Raw genomic sequence first — 24,854 nt, 5'->3', positions numbered from 1 at the left:
TAGGCATGCAGTGGCGCTATCCTGAACCCATCAGGCAGGCTGACGATTGATGTTTTGCGCAGGGATGGATGACGAATTCAGCACAATTTGCCGCGCTCGACAGCGCTCGCTCCATGCCTCAATCTGCTGGCTGTCGACGAATAAAGGGGCTGAGAAAGTCATGTTGCAAAGCGCGTTCGCGAGCCTTTTCCAGGGCAGCCGCCCCCACAGCATCGAGCAGCTATTAAGCGGGGTAGAGCAGTTGCTGCCGATGCTTGATGTACTGCCCAATGCTGCGATTTTCATCAAGGACATCGACGCTCGCTACGTGCTCGCCAACCGCACCCTGGTGCAACGCTGCGGCCTCAAACAACTGCAACCGCTGCTGGGCAAGACCAGCGCCGAAGTGTTTCCCGCACAATTGGGCCCCGGCTATACCGAACAGGACCGGCGCGTGCTGAAGCAAGGCCTGGTACTGGAGGATCAACTCGAACTGCACCTCTACGGCACCCGCGAACCGGGCTGGTGCCTGACCCACAAGTGGCCGCTGTACAACCAGCTCGGTGCGATCATCGGCCTGGCCGGGATCTCGGTAGACCTGCAATCAGCCAGTGAAACCCACCCGGCCTATCAGCGCCTGGCGGCGGTGGACGAACACATCCGCAGCCATTTCAACCGACGTGTCACCCTGGGGGAATTGACCCGCATCGCCGGGATTTCCGTGGCGCAACTGGAGCGCTACTGCAAGCGCGTCTTTCACCTCACCCCGCGGCAAATGATCCAGAAAGTCCGGCTGGAACATGCCCGGCGGTTGTTGCATACCGAGCTGCCGATTACCGAGGTGGCGCTGCAATGCGGGTACACCGATCACAGCGCGTTTACCCGGCAGTTCAAATCTTCAACCGGGTTTACCCCGAGGCAGTATCGGCAAGCGACGCAAGGCGGCAGGCCAGATGAAAATCTAATGTGGGAGGGGGCTTGCCCCCGATAGCAGTGTGTCAGTCAGGATATTTTTATCTGATCCACCGCCATCGGGGGCAAGCCCCCTCCCACATTTGGATGAAGCCAAGTCGATGCAACGAATGCCGCCCACGCCCCTCATATGCTTACATCGACCCTTTTCACCACGACAGGTACCGAGCTTATGACCGCGGCGAACAACGATCATGTGAACTGGCTGGTGCAACAGTCCATGCTTCACGCAGCACGGCAGCGGGCCAAGCTCTATTCGGGGCAAGGCCGCCTGTGGCAGCAGCCCTATGCACAGACGCGGCCGCGTGACGCTTCAGCCTTGTCGTCGGTGTGGTTCACTGCCTACCCCGCGTCGATTGTCACCCGCGAAGGCGGCACCGTGCTGGAGGCGCTGGGGGACGAAACCCTGTGGCATACCCTGTCCAAGATCGGCATCCAGGGCATTCACAACGGCCCGCTGAAGAAGTCCGGTGGCTTGTCTGGCACCGAGCACACCCCGACCATCGACGGCAATTTCGACCGCATCAGCTTCGACATCGACCCGCAACTGGGCACCGAGGCACAATTGCAGGCCTTGACGCGCATGGCTGCCGCGCACAATGCGGTGATCATCGACGATGTGATCCCGTCGCACACCGGCAAGGGCGCGGACTTTCGCCTCGCAGAAATGGCCTATGAGGACTATCCCGGCCTGTACCACATGGTCGAAATACGCGAGGAAGACTGGCCGTTGCTGCCCGACGTGACTGCCGGACGCGATGCACACAACCTTAGCCCCTCCCAGGTAGACGCACTGCGCGACAAGCACTACATCGTCGGCCAATTGCAGCGGGTGATTTTCTTCGAGCCCGGCGTCAAAGAAACCGACTGGAGCGCCACCCCGGTGGTGCTCGGCGTGGATGGCAAGCCGCGGCGCTGGGTGTACCTGCATTACTTCAAGGAAGGCCAGCCCTCGCTCAACTGGCTCGACCCTTCGTTTGCTGCGCAGCAGATGATCATCGGTGATGCGCTGCACGCCATTGATGTGATGGGCGCGAAAATCCTGCGCCTGGACGCCAACGGCTTTCTCGGCGTGGAGCGCAAGCTCGATGGCACGGCCTGGTCCGAAAGCCATCCGCTGTCGATCACCGGCAATCAGTTGCTCGGCGGCGCCATTCGCAAGGCGGGCGGTTTCAGTTTCCAGGAGCTCAACCTCACCGTGGACGACATCGCGTCGATGTCCCACGGTGGCGCTGACCTGTCTTATGACTTCATCACCCGGCCGGCCTACCAGCATGCATTGCTGATGGGCGACACCGAGTTCCTGCGTCTGATGCTGCGTCAGATGCACAGCCTCGGCATCGACCCCGGCTCGCTGATTCACGCGCTACAGAACCACGATGAACTGACCCTGGAGCTGGTGCACTTCTGGACGCTGCACGCCCATGACAGCTTCCTGTTCCAGGGCCAGACCTTCCCCGGCAACATCCTGCGCGAGCATATCCGCGAACAGATGTACGAACGCCTGACCGGTGAGCATGCGCCGTACAACCTCAAGTTCGTCACCAACGGCGTGTCCTGCACCACCGCCAGCATCATCACCGCAGCCCTGGGTATTCGTGACCTGGAGGCGATCACCCCGGCGGATATCCAGCAGATTCGCCAGATCCACTTGCTGCTGGTGATGTACAACGCCATGCAACCTGGGGTGTTTGCCTTGTCCGGCTGGGACCTGGTGGGCGCGCTGCCGTTGGCGGCCGAAGAAGTGGCGCACCTGATGGCCGATGGCGACACTCGCTGGATCCACCGTGGCGCCTATGATCTGGTAGACCTGAACCCCGAGGCCGAGCTGTCGGCCGGGCAGATGCCGCGCTCCAAAAGCCTGTATGGCAGCCTGAACAGCCAACTGCAGGACCCGGAGTCATTCGCCTCCCAACTGCAAAAAATCCTCGCCGTGCGCCGCGCCTACGACATCGCCGCCAGCCGCCAGATCCTGGTGCCGGACGTCGAGCACCCAGGCTTGCTGATCATGGTTCACGAACTACCGGCGGGTAAGGGCACGCAAATCACCGCGCTGAACTTTGGCGCCACGCCGATCACCGAAACCCTGCACCTGCCCAACATCGCACCGGGCCCGGTGGTGGATATCATCAATGAGCGGGTGGAAGGCGATTTGACCGAGGAGGGCGCGTTCACGATCACGCTGGACGCCTATGAAGGGCTGGCGTTGCGGGTGGTGAGCAGCACGCCGATGTAAAGGCGACGAAACGGCAACTGTGGCGAGGGAGCTTGCTCCCGTTGGACTGCGTAGCAGTCCCAGCCTCTTTGAACAAAAGAGCGGGGCGGCTTCGCGCCCCAACGGGAGCAAGCTCCCTCGCCACAGGTCAGTGTTTGTTGGCTAACAGCGCCGTGCCACGCGATCAGTGGTGCTTGTTCTTGTGCTTATGCTTGTTGCCTTTGTGCTTGCCGCCACCCGAACGATGACCGCTCTCGTCATCCGCCAGGTTGTTACCCAGCGCGCCACCGGCTGCGCCACCCACGCCGGCGCCGATGGTCGAGCCGGTGGTGCCGCCCAGGCGATTGCCAATCAGCGAACCGCCTGCCGAGCCCAAACCGCCGCCAATCGCCGCTTCGGTCTTGTTGCCCTTCTGCGCACCCACTGCACTCCCGGCTGCGCCCCCCACGCCGGCGCCGATCGCCGCACCGGTCGAGCCACCGAGCTGCTGGCCCACCACATTGCCCAACGCGCCGCCGACACCGCCTCCCAACGCGGCCGTACCATCTCCAGCGGCCAGGGCCCCCTGGGAGATCAGGATGCCCAATGCCAGGGCCGGGAATGTCATTTTCATTTTTTTGTACCTCAAGGGCTGTCTCAGGCGCTCACGGGGTAAAGCACGCCTGGCATTTTGATTAGAGCACACGCCATAACACTTGGGCTTGGGTGATCGCCCCTTGCACAAGAAAATTTTTTTCGGCCCTCTTGAATTCCTTTTGCGCGTCCATAAATTTTTGATCACGCGATGCCGAATCCGGGTCGCGTACTAAATCACTTGGAGAAACTCAGGAGATTTTAAAATGGCTACTACCCTGTCGTTGGCCCCACTGTTCCGTCAATCGGTGGGCTTTGATCGCTTCAATGACCTGTTCGAGTCGGCGCTGCGCAGCGAGGCTCCGAATTCCTATCCACCTCACAACGTGGAAAAGCACGGTGACGACGCGTACCGCATTGTCATCGCCGTCGCTGGCCTGACCGAGGAGGATCTGGATATCCAGGTCGAGAGGGGTGTATTGACGGTTTCCGGCGGAAAACGCGAAACCGACGATAAGGTCGCTTACCTGCACCAGGGCATTGCCCAACGTGCGTTCCGGTTGTCGTTCCGCTTGGCCGACCATATCGAAGTACGTGGCGCATCCCTGACCAACGGTTTGCTCAACATCGACCTGCTGCGTGAAGTGCCTGAAGAGGCCAAGCCAAAACGCATCATGATTGGTGGTGAGGCCAAACCCGAGCTGCGTCAGGTCAGCTTGCAGTAAAACAATCGGCGGTAAAAAGGCGCTCTGCGGAGCGCCTTTTTTGTGCGCGTTGTAAGCGCAGGCCGGCTAAGCCTGGGTATTGGGTGCAAACAACTGCCTGGCCTCGGCAAAACACTTCTCTGCAATGACCGAGCGCGGTTCGGTCTTGCGCATCACCATGCCCAGGGGCGTGCGGTTGCATTGTTCCATTTTTGAGATGGAGCGGCCCGTTTCAGCCACTACCTAACCCTGAACGCGATGATTAAGGTGGCTCCACTGTTTTTTGGGTGGTCCAACGTCTACACCCAGGCCATGCCGCACTATCAGCTTCTCATCGAGAGCTACATCAAGGCTCAGGAAGTGGCAAACAACCACGAAGTACTAGACTCACAGCGCATGTAAATACGCTGGGGCCTTTTGCGGTTCGCCCATGTTGGGCGCCGCGTCTATCTATCAGGAGTATGAAGATGTCTACACCTTACGTTCGTTTGGACAAAGACAACGCCGCGGTACTGTTGGTCGACCACCAGGCCGGCTTACTGTCATTGGTCCGCGACATCGACCCGGACAAATTCAAAAACAACGTGCTGGCCCTGGCTGACCTGGCCAAGTACTTCAAGCTGCCGACCATCCTCACCACCAGTTTCGAAACCGGCCCCAACGGCCCGCTGGTGCCCGAACTCAAGGCACTGTTCCCGGATGCGCCGTACATTGCGCGCCCAGGCCAGATCAATGCCTGGGACAACGAAGACTTCGTCAAGGCCATCAAGGCCACCGGCAAGAAGCAATTGATCATTGCCGGCGTCGTGACCGAAGTGTGCGTGGCGTTCCCGGCGCTGTCGGCCCTGGCCGAAGGCTTTGAAGTGTTTGTGGTCACCGACGCCTCCGGCACTTTCAACGAACTGACCCAGCAATCGGCCTGGGCCCGCATGTCGGCCAACGGCGCGCAACTGATGACCTGGTTTGGCCTGGCCTGTGAGCTGCACCGCGACTGGCGCAACGACATCGAGGGCTTGGGGACGTTGTTCTCCAACCACATTCCGGACTACCGCAACCTGTTCACCAGCTACAACGCGTTGACTGAAGGCAAGTAAGCCTGACGCGAGGCTGCCGCTAGCCCTGAGGGGGACGGTAGAGCGCCTATTTCACTGACACCCCTAGGTCCAAATGTGGGAGCTGGCTTGCCTGCGATGGCGTCATTGCGCCTGGCACCTATTTATCTGACACCGCGCGATCCAACTGTGGGTGTCAGGTAAGTAGGTGTCTGCTGGCAGACCGTCATCGCAGGCAAGCCAGCTCCCACAGTTGGATCGGCGTCGACCGTCGCGGAAGCAAGGTCAGTACCGCTAGAGGGATGACAGCACTTTAGTCGTAATTTGTTACTAACCCATGCCCTAAAAATACAACGCTGTGGCGGCAAAGCGGGACAAAACACCCTCTCGCCATTCAATTTTCATAAAAATGTAACAACCCTGCTTCACAGTTCGGGAGCCCGTCACCACAACGAGTTCCTTTTAATGAAAAGCTTGATGAAGTCCGCAGCACTCGCCGTTACGGTATCCCTGTGTGCCTCCTCCGTGACCTTTGCCGCCGAGAACGTACGCCTCACCGGCTCCGGCGCCAGCTTTCCTGCACCGATCTACCTCACCTGGTTCAAGGATTTCAGCAAGAAGACCGCTGGCGTCACCGTGGATTACCAGTCCAAGGGCAGCGGCGCAGGTGTGCAGGACTTCCTGAATAAAACCGTCGACTTCGCCGCCAGTGACTCGGCCATGAAAGACGAAGACATCGCCAAGGTTGCCGAAGGCGTGCAGTTGCTGCCAATGACTGCCGGTGAAATCGTGCTGGCCTATAACCTGCCGGGCAATCCCAAGGGCCTCAAGCTGCCACGCGATGTTTACTCCAACATCTTCCTGGGCAAGATCACCAAGTGGAACGACCCACAGATCGTCGCCGCCAACCCGGACCTGAAACTCACCGACACGCCGATCACCGTCGTGGTACGTGCAGACTCCAGCGGCACCACGGCGGTATTCACCAAGCACCTGGCCACCATCAACCCTGAATTCAAAACGGCACTGGGGGAGGGCAACACCGTCAACTGGCCGGCCAGCGACAAATTCATCAAGTCGCCCAAAAACGATGGTGTGACCGCTACCGTACGCCAGACCCCAGGCGCGATTGGCTACATCGAGTACGGCTTTGCCAAACTGGCCAAGGTTGACTTCGCCCAGTTGCAGAACAAGGCCGGCCAGTACGTGGTGCCGAACGCCGAAAGCGGCGCCGAGGCCCTGGCCGCAGTGAAGATGCCGGAAAGCCTGGTGGCCTGGTTGCCGGACCCGGACGGTGCCAAGTCTTACCCGATCACCTCGTACACCTGGATGATTTTCCGCAAGGACAACGGCAACCCAGCCAAGGCCAAGGCCATGCGCGAAATGGTTGAGTACAGCCTGACCGAGGGGCAGAAAGTCGCCGACTCCATGGGTTACATCCCGCTGCCGCCATCGGTGGTGGAGCAGGTTCGCAAAGCCTCCGCCAACATTCAGTAACACCCGTGAGGCCGCTCTCGGTGTGGGCTGTTTGCCGCGCCGGGGGCGTTTCCCCCCTGTTCCGGAATTAGCCAATGAACAAACCTTTCGTCTTACCGGTTAACCGGGATTCTGCCTGCCAACCTCCCTCGGCCAAAGACTTTCTGGTCGATCGCACCTTCCGTGGGCTCGCGCGAATCGGGGTGGTACTGATTCTGGCGTTGGTCGCAGCCTTGGTATTCGAGGTGGGACGCAAGGCCTTGCCGGGCATGGAAAAGCACGGGTTCGATGTGCTTTTTGGCAGCGTCTGGGACGTTAATCAGGGCAAGTACGGGATCTTGCCGGCCATTTGGGGCACGCTCTACAGCGCTTTTATCGCGCTGCTGATTGCAGGCTTTTTCGGTGTCAGCATGGCGATTTTCCTGACTCAGGATTTTCTGCCGGCCAAGCTGGCCGCTGTGTTTCGCACCATCGTTGAACTGCTCGCTGCCATCCCCAGCGTGGTGTACGGCCTGTGGGGCATCTACGTGGTGATCCCGGCCATTCGGCCACTGACCACCTGGTTGAACAGCGAACTGGGTTGGATACCATTTTTCGGCACGTCCCTGAGCGGGCCGGGGTTGCTGCCCGCGGCGCTGGTGTTGGCCATCATGATTCTGCCGACGATTGCCGCCGTATCCCAGGACGCGCTCACCAGCGTGCCGATGAAGACCAAGCAGGCCGCCTACGGCATGGGCACCACCCATTGGGAGGCGATTCTCAAGGTGATGGTGCCATCCGCCGCCACCGGTATTTTTGGCTCCCTGGTACTTGGCCTCGGCCGTGCGCTGGGCGAAACCATGGCGCTGGCGATGTTGGTGGGCAACGCCAACAACATTTCCCTGTCGCTGTTCGCGCCGGCCAATACGTTGGCAGCCTTGTTGGCGCTGAACTTCCCCGAAGCCGGGCCCAACGAGGTGGAGGTATTGATGTACGCCGCTCTCGTCTTGATGTTCATCACGCTGCTGGTGAATGTCATCGGTTCCATGATCATGCTCTACGCCCAACGGGGTAACCGATGATGACTAATCTCACATCCCCTATAACCGCTGTGCCGAGCCTGCAGCGCAAGTTCGAAGGCCGCGCCTTGCGCAGCCTGGTGTTGACCACATTGGTATGGTTTGGCGCGCTGCTGGCCAGTGTGCCGCTGATTTCCGTGCTCTACATGCTGATCACCCGTGGCGGCGCACGCCTGAGCCTGGAGGTGTTCACCGAACTGCCGCCCACCGGCTTCGAAACAGGCGGCGGTTTCGGCAACGCCATGGCCGGCACCTTTGTGATGGTCGGTATCGCTGCGGCGATTGCGGTGCCGGTCGGCATCATGGCCGCGATCTTCCTGGCCGAACTGGGGCCGGACAGCAAATTGGCCAACGCTGCACGCTTTGCCGCCAAGATGCTCACTGGGTTGCCTTCGATCCTGGCCGGGGTGTTTGCCTATGCCTTGGTGGTGATGACCACCGGCACCTACTCGGCACCGGCAGGCGGCGTGGCCCTGGCGGTACTGATGCTGCCCATCGTGGTGCTGACGGCTGAAGAGTCGATGCGCATGGTGCCCAAGATCATGAAGGACGCCGCCTATGGCATGGGCTGCACCCGCTCCCAAGTGATCTGGAAGATCATCTTGCCGACCGGCCTGCCGGCGATCCTCACCGGCGTAATGCTTGCAGTGGCACGTGCCGCAGGCGAAACCGCGCCGTTGTTGTTCACCGCGCTGTTCAGCAACTACTGGATCTACCACGACGGCGACTTGGCGGTGATGAACCCCACGGCCTCCCTTGCCGTGTTGATCTACAACTTTTCCGGCATGCCCTTCGACAACCAGTTGGAGCTCGCCTGGGCGGCCTCGTTGGTGTTGGTGATGATCGTGCTGGTCGTGAATATTGTGAGCCGTATCTTCGGCAAGCCTAAGTATTAAGAACGGGAGCATCTGAATCTTGAACGTCTCAACTGCGCAAATAGCCGCTCCGTTTGTTACCCAATCGCCTGTGGTCATGGACTGCAAGCTGGACAGGATTTTCTACGGCAACTTCATGGCAGTGCGTGACAGCCATGTGCCGATCGAGAAAAACAAGATCACCGGTTTTATCGGCCCGTCCGGCTGCGGCAAAAGTACGGTACTGCGTAGCCTCAACCGCATGAACGACTTGGTGAAAGGCTTTCGCTTCGAGGGCCACGTACATTTCCTGGGGCAGGACGTGTATGGCAAAGGTGTAGACCCGGTGGTGGTGCGCCGTTACATCGGCATGGTGTTCCAGCAGCCGAACCCGTTCTCCATGAGCATCTTCGACAACGTCGCCTTCGGCCTGCGCTTGAACCGCTACAAAGGCGACCTGGGCGACCGCGTCAAGCACGCCCTGCAAGGCGCGGCGCTGTGGGACGAAGTCAAGGACAAGCTCAAGGTCAGCGGCCTGTCGCTTTCCGGTGGCCAGCAGCAACGGCTGTGTATTGCCCGTGCGATTGCCACCGAGCCGGAAGTGCTGTTGCTCGATGAGCCTTGCTCGGCACTCGACCCGATTGCGACTCGCCGGGTAGAGGAACTGATGGTGGAACTGAAGAAGGATTACACCATCGCCCTGGTCACCCACAACATGCAGCAGGCGATCCGCGTGGCGGACACCACGGCGTTTTTCTCGGTGGATATTTCCCAGGGCACGCGTACCGGCTACCTGGTGGAAATGGGCCCGACCGCGCAGATTTTTGGCAGCCCGCGTGAACAGATGACCGAGGATTACATCAGCGGCAAGTTCAGCTGAGTAACTCCATGTTCGATAGAAACCACACATGCGCCACCGTCAGCCCAGGAACGCCCATGTCTGCAACGCATCGTCTTGATTTGTCAGCGATTGAACGCGCGCTCCGCAAAGTGCAGAGCCGCTTTGCCCAGCTCAGCACGCAATTTACCGAGCCGCGCGACCCCTTGACCGACGAAGTGCTGCACAACGTGCTTGAAGGCTATGCGCTGGTTGACGGCTATGTCGCACGGGGCGTTGATCTGTTTGACCTTCATCATCTGGACCTGATGCTGGAGATAAACGCCACGGTGCTCTGCGGTAGCGACCCGGCGCGCCGCGTGGAATACGCGCAGCACCTGGCCGCCACCGAAGAGCACTTCTTCAACAACGTTGAAGGCGGTATCAAGGACTTGTTCAATTGGTATTGCGCGTATCGCAGTGAATCGGTGTGGAAGCGTGCGGCCGGTGTGTATGTGCGCATCCTCAGCAAGCCGCAGTTGTTCATCGAGGGCAACAACCGCAGTGGTTCGCTGATCGTCAGTTATCTGCTGATGCGGGCCGGGTTGCCACCGTTCGTGCTGACGCTGGAAAATGCCGAGGGCTACTTCAATCCTTCCTCGGTAATCCGCAACTCGGCCAAACATGGGGTCAAGGCGTTGTATGAATTGCCCAAGATCAAGAAAAAGTACGCCGCCTTCCTGGAGGAACAGGCCCCGGATCCCAAGGCGTTTTTCTTGAGCGACGCACCACAGCCTATTTATCAGGGAGGCCATTAATGCGCCGGTATCCAACACTCGCCAGCCGAGCCGTGCAAGCCATCCAGCAGGCGCTTCTCACGCGTGCCGCCAAGCGACCGCGTGTACGCATCTCCTTTGATATCGACGACACATTGGCTTGCCAGCTCCACCACGCTGACGTCGAGAGCAGCTGGCTACCGGCCTGCGCTCATCGCTGGTGGGGAGAACCGCTGCGTATTGGCACACGTTCGTTGACGCGAGAGCTGCGGCGCCAGGGTTGCAGTATCTGGGTCTACACCTCATCGGGCAGGGCGCCTTCCTACATCAGGCGTTGGCTGATGCTGTACGGCATTCGTGTCGACGGCGTAGTCAACAGCGTGCGGCATAACCACGCCCTCACGGTGCATGGGCTGTCGAACACCCCCTCGAAGTTTCCGCCGGCCTTCGACATTGATTTGCACGTGGATGATTCCGAGGGTGTGCGCCTTGAAGGTAACGACCACGGCTTTCGCGTGGTGGTGGTCGATCCGCAGGATGAGCATTGGGCGCAACGAGTGCTTGAAGCGGTCGCGGGCGTGCAGGCGCAACTGGCCCGGCAGCAATTACCCAGGTTCAAGCAGCCTGTATGCCAAGGTGCTGAGGTTTATTCTTCCTGAGTTCCAGAGAAACCTGAACTTCTTGAGCCCTTATTGCAGTTCACAACTTGCTATAAGGGTTTAATTTTTTTTGACTCGCCAGTCACGAACAACACAGAACTTCACCTCTTGTTCGACAAACAGCGCTTATGGCGCTTTTGTCGTCTATGTCCCCAAGTACTTACCCTTGTCATCCGATAGTCGGTCACTTTAACGCGGCACTTCTAGGCTAGTGTTGACGAGCTTCCTTAATGGTCAACCTCGATATTAAGCAACGAAGCAGCCTGAACAGAATGCACAACAACAACTTCAATGCATATTGTTTAGCCCGACGCATCAGGTATTACCGTTGACTTTCGGTGTTGATCGCTGGGCTCAAGGAGTACTGACATGGCTATATTCGATTACAAGGGGCAAGACGCCCGCGTCCTGATTTCAGATGCCTGGAACCTCGCTACTTATACCAGTGGCGTTGCGACCGTGGGCGCGCTCTACAATATTCCGGGGCTTGTGCTGGGCGAGGGCAACACCTTCGCGCTGCCCAAGGGCTGGCGTGAGATCGGCGCGAGCGAACTGCAGGTTGATAGCAGTCACACCGACATCACTGGAAGTTTTACCGGCGACGGCGTCTTTGGTTCTCAAGCCAGGGTGTTTGGTCAATACGATGACAGCGGCCAATTAGTCAAAATGGGTTTTTCCATTGCCGGCACCAACTCGCCAATTGATCTGCTGGGTTGGCCGGCGATGATCGATAACTCTTATATCAACGGCTACGACTACCTGCTCAACTCAATCAAGGATTACGCCACCGGCCATAACCTGAGCGGCAAGGATGTTCTGGTCACCGGCTATAGCCAGGGTGGCTCCGTTACCAACAGCATGTATATCGGCAAGGACACTTTGGCCGACGGTTTTTTCAAGGATTCGGACTACTTTGGCATGGAGTCGCCCAAGTCCAGCAACAGCGACGGCATCTTCAACTTCGGTTTTGAAAACGATGTGGTCCACCGTCTCACGGGTCAAGAGACCAACGTGGGCAGCGCCATTATCGATGCGCTTCAAGGCAGTGATGCCAGTTACACCTCGACGACTGACAACATCGTGCTGTTCGACACAATCTACGCGCTGCCAACCTGGCCCAATGGTCCGTTCTCGATTGCCAACCTGTCAGGATGGGCCGCGCACCTGGAAGGCATTTTCATCAACCCTATCCAGCGTATCGCCCAATCGACCTTCTACGATTACATCGAGCGCGACAGCACCATCATCATCAGTAACCTCGACGCCATCAGCCGCAGCTTTACCTGGGTCAGCGACAAACAGACCGCCACCTCCAACCACTACGGCACACCGGCCTTCCTGCTGGGCACCGACAGTTCGGACAAGCTGCAGGACGGCCGCAGCGATGACTTCCTCGACGGGTTCAAGGGTGACGACAGTTTCCGGGTGAGTACCGGTACCGATATCGTCGCCGGCGGTGAAGGCAACGATAAAGTTTTCCTCAAAGGCACCGCATCTTCCTACGAAGCGGTGAAACTCAGCGATGGCACGTTGTTTCTGAACGACAGCAGCGGCCAATATGGCCTGAAGGAATTGCACGGCGTAGAGCATGTGGAGTTCGAAACCGGCCTGGCCAACAGCCTCGGCCATGTGCCCGTGCTCGGCGGGCTCTTCGGTGGTATCGGCGAGGCCCTCACGCCGGCCTATACGGTGACCAGTGGCAAACTCGACTTCGAAGGCCTGTTCGGCGCCGATAAGGCGTATGCCAAATCCATCGAAGGCAGCCAGCTGGCCGACACCCTCAAAGGCACCGGCGCTCGCGACCTGATATTCGGCCAGAACGGCAATGACCGGCTCGACGGTGGCGCCGGCAATGACCTGCTGCACGGCGGTGAGGGCAACGACACACTGCTGGGCGGCACCGGTAACGACGCGCTGTATGGCGCCAACGGCAATGACGTCTTGATCGGCGGGCAGGGTAATGACCAACTCAGCGGTGGCGTGGGCAGCGACCTGTTTGTTTTCGACCAGCGAGGGTTCGGTCACGACGTGATCAGTGACTTCAATATTCATCAGAATGGGAAAGACCTGCTGGTGTTCGCCAAGTCGCTGTTTGCCAGCGCCGATGCTGTGCTCGGTGCGACTACCCAGCACGGCAGTGACAGCGTGATTCTGGCGGGGGACAGCAGTGTCACCTTGGTGGGGTTCAATGCGGCGCAGTTGAGTGCAGAGATGATCAGCGTGGCTTGATGCCGGATCGGTAAAGCCGGTGATAGAACCTCACAGGATCGTTGAGGCTGTGGGGTTTTTTTTGCTTATCGCTTTATAGCAATCTGTCAGTGCGAGAGGCAGCATCAGGTTTGTATTTGGTTGAGATCGAGATCTCGCAGTATTGCGCTTTCTTTACTTGCTGGTAGCCATCATGTGTTTGCTTCGCATGACTACGGCTCGATCAGGTCGTAATCGCTCCACGCTGCTTGGGCAATCCAATCCAGGTGCGATGCCCGTACGAAGGCTTTCTTCGAGGACTTTTTGCAGCATCAACAACTCCTCACGCTGCACTTTTAACGTGGCTTCGATGTGCTGTATCTCCTCAAGGCGTACATTGATCTGTTCCAGAGTGAGGGATTTGGAGCAGCTACCGTCATGAAGGAAGAGGCCACGAATGGTGTCGAGAGAAAACCCCAGCCTTTGCGCGTGGATCACGACTTCCAAGCGTTTAATGGTGGTTTCGCTGTAATAGCGATAGTTGTTCACGTCACGCGTGGGAGCGTCCAGCAGGCCTTGCTCCTCGTAGTAGCGTATTGCTGAAGCAGCAAGGCCTGTGCGTCGCGAAATCTCGCCGATCTTCATTTTTTGCTTGACCTTCAAGTTGACTTTAATCCGCAGTATAAGCCGGAGCGCAATCCTGAAGGTATTCGGATTGGGCTGGATAAAGACCGTTGACCTACGTGGAATATGAAGAATGAGCAAAATAACCGAGTTACTGAATTGGCGTTATGCGACGAAAAGTTATGACCCGTCCAAGACCGTGCCGGCTGAAAAGCTGGAGCGAATTCTGGAAGCGGTACGACTGACGGCGACGTCGAGCGGCCTCCAGCCATTTGAATTGCTGGTGGTGACTAATCCGCACATTCGCGAAAAGATCAAGGCGGTCAGCTGGAATCAGTCCCAGGTGACCGACTGCTCTCATTTACTGGTGTTCGCCGCCTGGGATGACATAACGCCTGAGCGCGTCAACATGATGTTCGACCTGACCAATACTGTAAGAGCCACTGTCAACCAGGGCTGGGAAGATTACCGTCAAATGCTCCTCGGCATAGTCGCCGAACGTGGGCAGGAGGCCAATTATCAAGCGGCTGCGCGCCAAGCCTATATTGGCCTGGGCTCGGCTTTAATCGCCGCGGCGTCCGAGCAAGTCGATGCAACGCCCATGGAAGGTTTCGATCCCTCGGCTGTCGATGAGATTCTGGGACTGGGGGCCAGGCATCTACGCAGTGTGGTGCTCCTGCCGTTGGGGTATCGGGCAGCAGAGTCTGACTGGCTGGTAAACCTGAAAAAAGTACGGCGGTCTCGCGAAAACTTCGTCACTGAAATCAACTAGGGAAACCGTGCAGCCGCCCCACATTGCGGCAGTAGTGGGGTGGCGCTTCATGGGCCGAACGGATTGTGTTCGGTCGGCAGGACGCCGCTGATGAGAATTGCGGAGCAGAAAAGATAAGAGCCTGCCCAGGTTTCCCTGGCAAGCCCTTGATATCTATGGTCGAACCCGGAATCGAACGACATGGTAAACGATTGAAAACCTTGTTGTTTGTACGGCGTTTTTGAGAGTGCTATCTCTAAAAGTATCCTATTCGGAATGGCTTTGCTGGACCTTGGCTACGAAGAATACGCGTGTATTGACATCGGGAAATGACAATGAGCGGCGTTGCATATTGGCGGTTGTGCTCAAGGAACCCAGCGTTGCACAGCCTCAAGCGAGTCGAATGGCCCACTGTTGAAACATATTCTTGCGTTGGGTGCATGTTCATGAACTGTGTTGATGAGGCGTTCAAAGAGGCTTAGATACGCTGCATCAGTACGGACGCCTGCGCCGATCAGGACGCAATCACGTGGTTTCTCCTGAAGAAGACTGAGAAGGAGCGTTTCTGCGGTCTGTTCACTTTGGATTAAGCCTAGTTCAGTCGCGTAGCCGAGGCTTTCAAACGTGTTTTTATCGGCGTCCAGAGCGGCCTGAAGTTTCTCGTGCGTCAGCCCCGGCCATTTGCTGTAATCCACTGCGTTAGGGTGCCAGCCGACGAGAAGTACGTTAATTTTTTTGCTCATTGATTTCTCCAATTAAAAATAGCTTAGCTTTCTGGCGGGGGAGAAAAGCTGCTTTCTCCAACGCCCATTGCTAAGTGAAATAGCGGATCGTCGCTCTGGGTTTTTTATTGCACTCAACTCCACTCCATTTCATCTTTGGCAACCTTGGCCCCAAGTTGTAGCGCAATACCCATACCGGCATCGGGATACAATTGGGTCATGGCTTCTATCACTGCCGCGCTGTCGGCGGCCTTGGCAAGCTCATGCTCGAAGGCGAGTAGATAGTCGCGGGTATAGTGGATTGCTGAGGCGTTTACCTGAGCATTGGGGGGCAAGTGGCCAGGGACAACTACTTGAGGCTTGCGTGCGATCATGGCGTCGAGGTTGTTCAACCAAGCCGCACGGGTACCAGGATTTTTGGTATCAGCGGTCCATACGTGGACCCCCGAAAATACCAAGACGCCGCCGAAAATGGCGCTGAGCGATGGCACCCACAGATAGCTGCGATTGACGAGGCCATCGGCCTTGACGACCTCAATGATATGGCCTTCCAGGTTGAGGGCAGGCTCGTCAAAGGCTTCGGGAATCACCACATCTGCCAAGGTTTGCGGGCCGTTCTCTTTGAGCTGAGGCCCCCAGGTCGCCAGCTTCATTTCGACGCTTTCCTTGATCGCGGCAATAGTCGCCGAAGCAGCGATTACTCTGGCCTCCGGGAACGCAGCCTTGATTGGCTGCAGGCTGAAGTAGTAATCGGGATCGCTTTGACTGATATAAATCGTTGTCAGGACCTTTCCGCTGTTTTTAATGGCTTCAACTATTAATTTCCCATCTGAAAGCGTAAAGCCACCGTCAATCAGAATAGCCTCGCGCTCACCGGAAATCAGAACAGGCGCTCGGAAAAAGCCCTGTAAGCCAGCAGGGAAATGCTGCCAGGTCAATTTGGCTTGAGTATCCATAGTATGTTTGCTCCTGAAGACTATTGCGTTGGTTTGGCCTGTGTCAGATGGAGTCAAAAACAGCTTTTACGTCGGCCTCGTTTAGTACACCTCGCCCGTTGTCGAGCAGATCAAACTCACCGTTGGGATTTATTGAGACTGAGGACGCGCCGGCCATGACGATTGACACATTTTTTGTTCTTAAAATATCCGCTAATGGCATGCTGTCCGAGTTTGTAGATTGTCCGATCGTCAACGCTAGCCCACAATTGGATTGTGAACTGAGGCCGCCCACAAGAATGATTTTTCCACCAGCACTTAGTGAAGTTTTAAGTCGTGAGATTACAGAGTAAACATCTATGCCCCACAACCCTCTGTCGAGGCTACTGCCGACTAAATGCATCAGTGTGCGCCTATGGTAAGTATGCCCGTTCCAGTTTGATAATATCGCCAAGGCAGAACAGTCAGAGAGCCCGCTGGTGGAAAGGATAGCGTCCCCTCCGATCAGGGAAACGGATTTTCCCATGTTGACAATGATGGTGGGTGGCGGCATAGGAATAGATTGCTCATTGATTTATGGTTTCGAAGGCGAGGGCTTTAAAGAATCTGCTCTTTTTTGGAGCCAACGTAATAACTGCGAGGGTTGGAGGTTTTTGCCCTACAGTTAGTTTTTGGGTGCACATAAATCGTAAGCCGTAAACTCTTCGATCTATACGCAGTTTAGGCCGAGTTTTTAATTTGTCATCTATAACCTTATGAAGAATTATTATTGGCGGTGAATAGGGGTGTTTGTGCTTGGTTTTAATGGTCGCCTCTATTTTCTATGAAAAGCGTCTCGCCGCGGCGTATACAATGGCACCCCTGGCCAGGCATGTGAGTAACTGTGAATTAATGACTTTTTAGCCTTTTTTTCTCGAGATTGGTGTAGCGTGCGCCGCGCGTTTACGTTGTTTGAATTTGAGGTGGATCTATTTTCAACGAGAGCAATACTGGACTATGCATATGGCAAGTGACTGCAACTCCTTACTCTCAAATCAGCTCAGGTCAGCACTATGAACAGGCGCTCAATCGCTATTACGCCTGATAACGTGGCCGCAGCCTATTGGCGTTATGCCTTGCCCACGGTCATGGCAATGTTGGTCAGTGGTTTGTATCAGATCGTCGACGGGATCTTTATTGGGCATGTAGTGGGCGCCGAAGGACTGGCAGCCATTAACATGGCGTGGCCCTGGATCGGCCTGATGGCCGGTGTTGGCCTTATGATTGGTGCGGGGGCGGGCACTCATTGTTCAATCGCCCAGGGCGAAGGGCACTTCCAAAGGGCCAAGGCCTTTCTCATACAAGGCTTGTGGCTGTTGGCATTATTAGGCGTTGTCGTTGGCCTGTTGATTATCGCTGGGCGCGATAGCTTGCTTGCTTTGCAAGGCGCCAATGCCAGCGTGCAGCGCCATGGTAGTGGCTATTTGCAAATTATCGGCTGGTCCTCACCGTTGGTAATGGCCAGTATTGCCATGCCCATTCTGGTCAGGAACCTGGGCGCTCCCATGTTGGCCACGATCATGATGCTCGTAGGGGCACTCACTAATATAGTGCTGGACTACGTATTTATCGTTGAGTTGGGCTGGGGTCTGCAGGGGGCGGCCATTGCGACAGTAACCGGCGAGTCGCTCTCGGCACTGATCGGCTTGGTATTTCTATTCACCCGTTACAGTTCCTTGCCATTGAGCCTGGCCCTAGGCGAGTTCGGCCTACAGCCGGCATCCTGTCGGCAGATTCTGCTTAATGGGTTTTCCAGTTTATTGATGTACCTTTACGCCAGCTTCGCAGCGTTATTGCACAACGCCGCGTTGATGCATTACGGCAGCACTGTGAACGTCGCAGCCTATGCCATAACCGGGTATTTGATGACGGTTTATTATCTGCTGGCCGAAGGCTTGGCCAGTGGTATGCAACCTCTGGTCAGCTACTTTCATGGAGCGGGGCAATCGGCTTTAGTCCGTAAGGTGTTCTTTCTGGCCATGCGCTGGGTGGTGGGCACGGGCGTGGTGTTGGTACTGATGATTTTGATCTTCCCACACATTGGCACGCGAATATTTATCAGCGACGAAGACCCAGCGTTGGATGTGGCAGCCATTGACGCTGTTCGCCTGCATTTGTTTGTGCTGTTTCTGGACGGATTCCTAGTGCTCGCCGCGGCGTATTATCAAGCGATCAGCGACAGCAGAAGGGCGACTATGATTACCCTGGCAAATATGTGCATTCAAATTCCGTTTTTGCTGATACTAGCGCCCTGGCTTGGGGTTAACGGCATATTACTGGCATTGCCGCTGTCGACCATTGTGCTGGCGACGGGCGTGGTCACGCTATTACGTCGGCAGTTCTCACGGCGTATTGGTGTAAATAAATAACAACTCGATAACGACCTGCGTCGCCCCTCGAACGCTGAGACTTTATAGCGTCTGCGCTCGATAAAGCGCATTAAAAGCGCTGAGAAAAGAAGTGCCTTGTTGTGAAAAGCTGTGAAAAGGTTCGGATTGATTTCTTTATGTGTTGTTTAGCTGTCATATTTTATGAGGTCGGAGATCACACTACATTGGTGTCCGCGCTCATATCAAGGGGGAGGCTTACACCCTTAATGGCAATCAATAACGGATGGAAATCAGTAATGAATAAAGGAATCTCGGCATTCTGTGGTGTAGCTTTAGCGATGTCTTGTGGCATAGCCAGCGCTGCTGTCACGGCCGTAACGGGAGGCACAATCAAATTCACCGGTTCCGTGGTCAACGCGGCCTGTGCAGTGAGTGCGGCATCTTCGCAATTGACAGTAAATATGGGGCAGGTACGACTCGCGTCCTTTACGGGGCAGGGGGTTGAGGCATCCAGAACACCCTTCACCATTGAGCTACTGGACTGCGATACAGTTATTTCGCAAACTGCGAGTATAAAATTTCAAGCAACCGCCAGCTCTAATCCTCAGGCTTTTGATGCAGGCATGGGAAGTGGCAGAGCCCAGGGCATTGGTCTGCAGATTAGGGACCAGAACGGCGTTGTTGTTACTCCCAATACCGGGATAAGCGCGCAGACCCAGTTAATTCCGGGTCGTAATATTTTACCATTTCAAGTGAACTATATTTCTTTGGTGGCTGCTGTCGAAGCAGGCGATGCAAGCGCCAATATTGACTTCGTTGTGAACTATCAATAACGGAGATGAAAAAATGGTTATAAAGTGCCCGCGCGGGCATTTTATAACTATACAAACTTGCTGGCAGGGGGTGTATAAGCTTGAGCGTATATAGAGTGTCTATATGGGTCAGCGTTCTGATAGCCTTTTTGACGATTTCAGCCCATTCAGTGGTCAATGCTGCAGGCGGCTCTAATACTGTCGTCACACTCCCCGGTGGAAGAGTCGCGGTGTTTGGCGCCGTGACTACCGGGGCTTGCTCCGTCAGTATCAGTAATTCTGACAAGATAGTATTCATGGGTACTGTTAGAAGTAATCAGTTTATGGGGGTTGGCAGTGACGGCCAGGCAGTACCCTTCTCCATTCAGTTGGATGACTGTAACAGTAATGTCAGTGAGTCTGTCGGCATCAGCTTTAGCGGCATCGCCAATGAGGAGGATTTACAGGTATTGGCAATTACTGGAGGCGCCGACGCAGCGCAAGGTATTGGTCTGGCGTTATTTGATGCTGATAACCAGTTGCTAGCAGTCAATGCCGACCCCATTGAGTATGCGTCGTTGAGCAAAGGTGTCAATACTTTAAGTTTCTTTGCGAAGTATCGATTGGTCGAGCAATTTGTCCACCCTGGGGTTGCCAACGCGACAGTCGACTTCACCCTGGTCTATCAGTAAGCGCAAAGATGTAAAAATGCATTGTGGAAATTGATGAGGAATAGATTTTGGACGTTTTTAATGCGTACAAAAAAAAGATGGTTGCCTGTGTTGCACTCTTGGTGTCGTTAGTCTCGACCGTATCTTTCGCCGGAGGAGTAGGGCTGGGAGCGACACGGGTCGTTTATCCGGCAGACAGCAAGCAGGTTTCTCTGTCTGTTAGTAATACGGATAAAAATAATGTCTATTTGCTGCAATCTTGGATCGATACCGCTGAAGGTGGAGTCACGCAAGACTTCATGATGACGCCACCGCTGTTCGTTATCAAGCAAGCAACAGAAAGCGCACCCGCCGAGAATACCTTACGCCTGGTCTACGCTGGTCCGCCCTTGGCACAGGATCGTGAGACGCTGTTCTGGGTCAATGTCAAGGCGATCCCTTCGACAAAGCGGGATGCAGATGATGGGCAGAGCAAACTCCGGCTGGCGGTGGTCAGTCGCGTCAAGCTTTTTTACCGACCTAAAGCGTTGGTAAACGGGCTTCAGGACTCCGCATCGAAAGTAGAAGTCAAGCGTGTGGGTAACACCTTGGCCATTAATAACCCAACACCTTATTTCATCAGTCTGATCAAAGTATCAGTTGGCGAGCATGTGTTGGACAACACCATGGTCGCACCTTATGAACAAGGGAAGATCCGTGTGCCGGAAAATGCCAAAGGTGAAATTCACTATTCCTTTGTAAATGATTACGGCGCTTTGATAAAGCTGAAATAAAGCAGCGGTAATTCCTGGTCTTTGTGCATTTGTTCAATGAGCTTCTTAATGGCGGCTCGTATGTGTTCGTCCTTGAATAAGCCATGAGCCACTACTGAACATGATACGGATTGAAGCCGGCCACTTCGTGTGAGGTGCCTGTCAGATAGTTCACTGGATGAAGGTTTACAAACCTCGATATTTATATGGATAGAATAACTAGGGTGTGCGGAATGAGATGGTGTCCCCGACCGGCTAATATGGATTTAGCCACTAAGTGTCCTGCAGTCAACGTGACGGCTTTTCGTTATACCAAGATCTATGTGTATTTGATTGCCTCGATTTATGGGGGTTGGGTAAACGCCGATCAATACTTTGATCCGGCCTTTCTGTCCGACACCAAAACGAAAGTTGCAGACCTTTCCAGATTTTCAGCGGCGGACACCATTCAGCCAGGCACCTATCGAGTCGACGTCTACTTGAATGGCGCGTTTATCAATACTCGTGATGTGGTGTTTGAGGAAAATGCATACTCGACAGACGGCGCTCCTGCGCTTGCTGCGTGTTTCAGTGCTCAGGAGATCAAGGACTTCAATATCAACCCTGCCGCTGTCCCGGGTTTGGACTCTGTATTGCCGGGTAGTTGCGTTCAATTACAGTCATTAATGGCTGAAGCGCAAAGTCGCTTGAACCTGGAACAGTTGCGGCTGGACGTGAGCGTGCCCCAGGCAATGTTGACCGGCAAGGCCAGAGGCTTCGTACCTGTTGAAGAGTGGGACAACGGCATTAGTGCACTCTTGGTCAGTTACAACTTCACGGGCGCCCACAGTACCGCTTCCAACAGTGCATCCAGTGATAACTATTTCTTGAACCTTAACACCGGACTGAATATCGGTGCCTGGCGCTTGAGGAATGACTCGACGGTTGACAAGGGCAATGGCTACTACTCGGATGCCGGCGTCAGTTGGAAAACCTTGAATAGTTACGCGCAACGTGCGCTGCCGGGGATCAAAAGCAGCCTGATACTGGGGCAGACATCGACATCGAATACGGTTTTCAACAACTTCAACTTTGAAGGGGCGCGGCTGTTGTCGGATGACAACATGCTGGCGGACAGTGAAAGAGGTTTCGCTCCTGTCGTCAGAGGGGTTGCCAACAGCAACGCCGAAGTGACTATCCGTCAGGGCGGGAACGTGATCTATCAAACCTACGTAGCCGCCGGGCCTTTTACGATCAACGACCTCTATCCGAGCTCGTCCAATGGCGATCTGCAAGTCAGTGTGCGTGAAGCGGATGGTCGGGTGAATCAATACAGCGTGCCGTATTCTTCGCTGCCGGTTTTGCAGCGCGAAGGTCGGCTCAAATACGATCTGGTTGCCGGTACGCTACGGGGCGCTGATTACCAGAGCAGCCCAGCGATTCTCCAGGGCACCTTGGCATGGGGCCTGCCCCATGGCCTGACCCTATACGGCGGTGTACAGAATGCAGAGAAATACAAAGCGTACTCCTTAGGCGCGGGCCAGAACCTGGGAGACTTGGGAGCGTTGTCGCTGGATGTGACTTCGGCCCACAGCATTCTGGCGGACGATAGCCAGCATACCGGTTATTCGATCCGCATGTTGTATGCCAAAACCCTGATAGGCTCCGGTACCAATTTCAAGCTGGCGGGTTATCAGTATTCCACTCGTGGCTTTTATAACCTGAGTGACACGGCCAGTAAAATGATGGAAAGGCGACCGTCGGTTATAACTCAAGACGGCGAGGTTTATCAAAAACCTGAGTTCTACGATTATTACAATTTGAACTACCCAAAGCGCAGCAGTGCGCAGCTCAATATTTCTCAACCATTGGGCAGCTTTGGTTCTGTGTATGTCAGCGGTCATCGCCAGACCTTTTGGAATACGCCGGAAGTAACCGACCTGCTGCAGGCTGGCTATCACACGTCGCTGAAAGGGGTCAATTATTCGCTGTCGTATAGCTATAACAAAAGCGCTTGGGTTAACAGTACGGATCAGGTCTTTGCGCTGAGTGTCTCCCTGCCATTGGGCGACGGCGCATGGACGGGTAAACGAGGTCCGCGAAATAATTCTGCGTATGCCAATTATGGGCAGACACTCGATAACAAAGGCCATGCACTATACAGCGCGGGCGTGAACGGCACTGCGCTGGAACACAATAATCTGAGTTATGGCGCACAACAGAGTTATAGCGACAAGGATCATGTGGCCAGCAGTAACGTGAATGCACATTATCGGGGGGCTTCCGGTAACGCCAATGTCGGCTATAGCTACAACAACAGCAACAGCAATAGTCGCCTTAACTATGGTTTCAGTGGCGGTATCGTGGCTCACGAGGATGGTATGACGTTCAGCCAGCCGCTGGGGGAAACCAACATCCTGGTGAAAGCTCCACTGGCCAAGGAAGTGAAGCTTGCCAGCGGCGTGGGGATAAAAACCGATTCTCGCGGTTATGCCGTGGTGCCTTCAGCTTCGACTTACCGACAAAACAGGGTAGCCCTGGATATCAATTCCCTGGCCAATAACATCGAGTTGGACAACCCAGTCGCCTACGCCGTGCCGACTCAAGGTGCTCTGGTGCGTAGCACCTTCGCTGTGCGAGTCGGGGTGCGTGCACTTATGAATATTACCTATAAAGGTATGCCCGTGCCCTTTGGTGCGAGTGTGACCCAGGCGGCAAACCCTGGCGATAACATTGTGGGTAACAACGGTCAGGTATTCCTGTCCGGCCTTGCTCTGGAGGGGCAATTGCAGGTGTGGTGGCAAGACGGCCCTGGAGGGCAGTGCACGGTTAACTACCAGCTCGACGAGGGCAGTGAACTTAAAGACATTAGCAAACTGGCGGCGGAGTGTGTGTAATGGGAAAGCGCTTTCTTTGGGTGATTGCAGGGTGGGTCTTCTGTCATCACGCCGCGGCCTATGACGTGCTGGTTAATATCAACGGTGCGATCGCTGCTAACGGTTGTATGGTTTCGTTCGCTTCGCAGCAGATGACGGTGGACTTTGGTAATGTCGCCACTAAACAGTTTTATGCAAGTAACATTCCTTGGGGCAAGCAGAAGTTTGTGATTGGCCTTGAAAGATGTGGTGGTGATGCAAGGGCAGTGAGAGTGTCTTTTCAAGGCGCTGTCGATACAGATAACCCTAATCTTCTACAACTTACACAGGGGGACAGCTTTGCCAAAGGCCTGGCTATTGAAATACTCGATGTAAACGGTGCAAGCATTCCCATTAACACCCAGGCATCGGATTCTCTGATCAGCCAAGTAGAAGGGGAAAATAACCTGTTGTTTTATGCGCAGTATCGCTCCACTGCGAGTACGGTTATCGCTGGGCCCGCCAACGCGACTGCAAATTTTGTTTTGGAGTATCAGTAATGAAAACTTTCATGACAGCGATGAGCAAAGGCAGTGCTGTTGTTCTTTCGATGCTGCTGTTATTCACATCTAACAGCACTTTGGCGGAATTACGTCCTTCATCTATAAGCACCCAGAACGTTTACATCCAAAAGCCTGCGCTCAATGGCTCGATAATAGGTGAGGCGTTAACCGGTTGGATTGACAGCGGTAGGCAGACAGTGGTGACAGGTGTTACTGGGGGTTATCGTTCGTTTGGTCTGACCATTACTTCCAGTCCGTCAACTGTATCTTACTCTGAGGCTGGAAATAGCTACACGGTATACCACGTTGTCCTGCCTGATGGACGTACATCAGGTATTGGATTTGTTTTGAGGACGCATGCAAGAGATTGCCAGCTTGGCGGTTCTATTTGTGCAAATACAGGGCCTTACATACAGGATACAGGTAACGACTACAAGACGTTTCGAGGTGGCGGTATTTGGGCATACGACATATATTATTCATATCAAGTAAAATTTATTGCAACAAGTCAGAATATAGA

General features: G+C 55.3%; 24 protein-coding genes and 2 pseudogenes. 20 read left to right on the top strand and 6 right to left on the bottom strand.

Features of this window, described 5'->3' with window-relative positions; translation table 11 throughout:
• Window positions 1-160 precede the first annotated feature (160 nt).
• A complete protein-coding gene (locus tag GIV35_RS13835; RefSeq protein WP_034127525.1) occupies window positions 161-970 on the top strand; it encodes an AraC family transcriptional regulator in 810 nt (269 codons plus the stop codon).
• A 153-nt stretch (window positions 971-1,123) separates the two neighbouring features.
• Window positions 1,124-3,187, top strand: a complete 2,064-nt coding sequence (gene treS / locus GIV35_RS13830; RefSeq protein WP_223023539.1) for a maltose alpha-D-glucosyltransferase — start codon at window positions 1,124-1,126, stop codon at window positions 3,185-3,187.
• 163 nt (window positions 3,188-3,350) lie between these two features.
• Here treS and GIV35_RS13825 read toward each other — a convergent pair whose 3' ends face one another.
• A complete protein-coding gene (locus GIV35_RS13825) occupies window positions 3,351-3,779 on the bottom strand; it encodes a glycine zipper domain-containing protein (protein WP_186607559.1) in 429 nt (142 codons plus the stop codon).
• 226 nt (window positions 3,780-4,005) lie between these two features.
• Here GIV35_RS13825 and GIV35_RS13820 point away from each other — a divergent pair, with 226 nt between their 5' ends.
• Window positions 4,006-4,464 carry an Hsp20 family protein gene (locus GIV35_RS13820; RefSeq protein WP_003191546.1) on the top strand — a complete coding sequence of 153 codons (459 nt, stop codon included), beginning with the start codon at window positions 4,006-4,008 and terminating at the stop codon, window positions 4,462-4,464.
• Between the two features lie 66 nt (window positions 4,465-4,530).
• On the opposite strand, the pseudogene GIV35_RS13815 reads toward GIV35_RS13820, so the two are convergent.
• Window positions 4,531-4,632: pseudogene (locus tag GIV35_RS13815) on the bottom strand (LysR family transcriptional regulator); the annotation flags it as partial.
• A gap of 99 nt (window positions 4,633-4,731) precedes the next feature.
• Between GIV35_RS13815 and GIV35_RS13810 the strand changes: the two are divergent.
• The 9 genes and pseudogenes from GIV35_RS13810 to GIV35_RS13770 form a co-directional block, all read left to right on the top strand.
• Window positions 4,732-4,845 (top strand): annotated as a pseudogene (locus GIV35_RS13810) (hydrolase); the annotation flags it as partial.
• A 65-nt stretch (window positions 4,846-4,910) separates the two neighbouring features.
• A complete protein-coding gene (gene ycaC, locus GIV35_RS13805) occupies window positions 4,911-5,537 on the top strand; it encodes an isochorismate family cysteine hydrolase YcaC (protein ID WP_003191542.1) in 627 nt (208 codons plus the stop codon).
• 423 nt (window positions 5,538-5,960) lie between these two features.
• Complete coding sequence (pstS, locus tag GIV35_RS13800; protein ID WP_223023540.1) at window positions 5,961-6,992, top strand: phosphate ABC transporter substrate-binding protein PstS; 1,032 nt, start codon at window positions 5,961-5,963, stop codon at window positions 6,990-6,992.
• A gap of 74 nt (window positions 6,993-7,066) precedes the next feature.
• Window positions 7,067-8,032 carry a phosphate ABC transporter permease subunit PstC gene (pstC, locus tag GIV35_RS13795; protein WP_236265767.1) on the top strand — a complete coding sequence of 322 codons (966 nt, stop codon included), beginning with the start codon at window positions 7,067-7,069 and terminating at the stop codon, window positions 8,030-8,032.
• On the top strand, window positions 8,032-8,925 hold the full coding sequence (gene pstA / locus GIV35_RS13790; protein WP_014718563.1) for a phosphate ABC transporter permease PstA: 894 nt from the start codon (window positions 8,032-8,034) through the stop codon (window positions 8,923-8,925). The genes pstC and pstA overlap by 1 nt, the downstream gene beginning before the upstream one ends.
• 76 nt (window positions 8,926-9,001) lie before the next feature.
• Window positions 9,002-9,763: a phosphate ABC transporter ATP-binding protein PstB gene (gene pstB / locus GIV35_RS13785; RefSeq protein WP_019817112.1), complete on the top strand. Its 762-nt coding sequence runs from the start codon at window positions 9,002-9,004 to the stop codon at window positions 9,761-9,763.
• A gap of 56 nt (window positions 9,764-9,819) precedes the next feature.
• Window positions 9,820-10,518 (top strand): hypothetical protein, encoded by a 699-nt coding sequence (locus GIV35_RS13780; protein WP_236265810.1) that lies wholly within the window; start codon window positions 9,820-9,822, stop codon window positions 10,516-10,518.
• A complete protein-coding gene (locus GIV35_RS13775; protein ID WP_034127519.1) occupies window positions 10,518-11,135 on the top strand; it encodes a hypothetical protein in 618 nt (205 codons plus the stop codon). The genes GIV35_RS13780 and GIV35_RS13775 overlap by 1 nt, the downstream gene beginning before the upstream one ends.
• Before the next feature lie 369 nt (window positions 11,136-11,504).
• Window positions 11,505-13,364, top strand: coding sequence for a calcium-binding protein (locus tag GIV35_RS13770; RefSeq protein WP_236265809.1), 1,860 nt, complete (start codon window positions 11,505-11,507; stop codon window positions 13,362-13,364).
• Between the two features lie 153 nt (window positions 13,365-13,517).
• On the opposite strand, the gene GIV35_RS13765 is transcribed toward GIV35_RS13770, so the two are convergent.
• Window positions 13,518-13,985, bottom strand: a complete 468-nt coding sequence (locus tag GIV35_RS13765; protein WP_236265808.1) for a MerR family transcriptional regulator — start codon at window positions 13,983-13,985, stop codon at window positions 13,518-13,520.
• A gap of 94 nt (window positions 13,986-14,079) precedes the next feature.
• Between GIV35_RS13765 and GIV35_RS13760 the strand changes: the two genes are divergently transcribed.
• Window positions 14,080-14,718 (top strand): NAD(P)H-dependent oxidoreductase, encoded by a 639-nt coding sequence (locus tag GIV35_RS13760; RefSeq protein ID WP_034127517.1) that lies wholly within the window; start codon window positions 14,080-14,082, stop codon window positions 14,716-14,718.
• Window positions 14,719-15,062: 344 nt separating this feature from the next.
• Here the strand turns inward: GIV35_RS13760 and GIV35_RS13755 are convergent, their stop codons facing one another.
• From GIV35_RS13755 to GIV35_RS13745, 3 genes are all read right to left on the bottom strand, one after another.
• Window positions 15,063-15,440 carry an SGNH/GDSL hydrolase family protein gene (locus GIV35_RS13755; RefSeq protein WP_047710955.1) on the bottom strand — a complete coding sequence of 126 codons (378 nt, stop codon included), beginning with the start codon at window positions 15,438-15,440 and terminating at the stop codon, window positions 15,063-15,065.
• A gap of 113 nt (window positions 15,441-15,553) precedes the next feature.
• Window positions 15,554-16,375 carry an MBL fold metallo-hydrolase gene (locus GIV35_RS13750; protein WP_236265923.1) on the bottom strand — a complete coding sequence of 274 codons (822 nt, stop codon included), beginning with the start codon at window positions 16,373-16,375 and terminating at the stop codon, window positions 15,554-15,556.
• A 43-nt stretch (window positions 16,376-16,418) separates the two neighbouring features.
• A complete protein-coding gene (locus GIV35_RS13745) occupies window positions 16,419-16,907 on the bottom strand; it encodes a hypothetical protein (RefSeq protein WP_236265922.1) in 489 nt (162 codons plus the stop codon).
• 499 nt (window positions 16,908-17,406) lie between these two features.
• On the opposite strand from GIV35_RS13745, the gene GIV35_RS13740 reads away from it, so the two are divergent.
• The 7 genes from GIV35_RS13740 to GIV35_RS13710 all read left to right on the top strand — a co-directional run.
• Window positions 17,407-18,762 (top strand): MATE family efflux transporter, encoded by a 1,356-nt coding sequence (locus GIV35_RS13740; protein WP_236304334.1) that lies wholly within the window; start codon window positions 17,407-17,409, stop codon window positions 18,760-18,762.
• A 257-nt stretch (window positions 18,763-19,019) separates the two neighbouring features.
• Window positions 19,020-19,556: a fimbrial protein gene (locus GIV35_RS13735; RefSeq protein WP_223023544.1), complete on the top strand. Its 537-nt coding sequence runs from the start codon at window positions 19,020-19,022 to the stop codon at window positions 19,554-19,556.
• Window positions 19,557-19,651: 95 nt separating this feature from the next.
• Window positions 19,652-20,206 carry a fimbrial protein gene (locus tag GIV35_RS13730; protein WP_237495150.1) on the top strand — a complete coding sequence of 185 codons (555 nt, stop codon included), beginning with the start codon at window positions 19,652-19,654 and terminating at the stop codon, window positions 20,204-20,206.
• 47 nt (window positions 20,207-20,253) lie between these two features.
• Entirely contained in the window at window positions 20,254-20,958 is a 705-nt protein-coding gene (locus tag GIV35_RS13725; RefSeq protein ID WP_223023546.1) for a fimbria/pilus periplasmic chaperone, read from the top strand.
• Between the two features lie 239 nt (window positions 20,959-21,197).
• Window positions 21,198-23,813 carry a fimbria/pilus outer membrane usher protein gene (locus tag GIV35_RS13720; RefSeq protein ID WP_223023547.1) on the top strand — a complete coding sequence of 872 codons (2,616 nt, stop codon included), beginning with the start codon at window positions 21,198-21,200 and terminating at the stop codon, window positions 23,811-23,813.
• The gene (locus GIV35_RS13715; RefSeq protein ID WP_236265221.1) at window positions 23,813-24,331 is read left to right on the top strand and encodes a fimbrial protein; all 519 of its coding nucleotides are present in this window, start codon (window positions 23,813-23,815) and stop codon (window positions 24,329-24,331) included. Before GIV35_RS13720 ends, GIV35_RS13715 begins: the two co-directional genes overlap by 1 nt.
• Window positions 24,331-24,854 (top strand): hypothetical protein (locus tag GIV35_RS13710; protein WP_236491405.1); only part of this gene is annotated, 524 nt, incomplete at its 3' end. The genes GIV35_RS13715 and GIV35_RS13710, both read left to right, overlap by 1 nt.

It is taken from the genome of Pseudomonas sp. PA-1-6B (assembly GCF_021609545.1).
GTDB lineage: Bacteria > Pseudomonadota > Gammaproteobacteria > Pseudomonadales > Pseudomonadaceae > Aquipseudomonas > Aquipseudomonas fluorescens_BV.
Note: the sequence above shows the minus strand (reverse complement) of the source record. Positions and strands in the feature narration are given on the sequence as shown.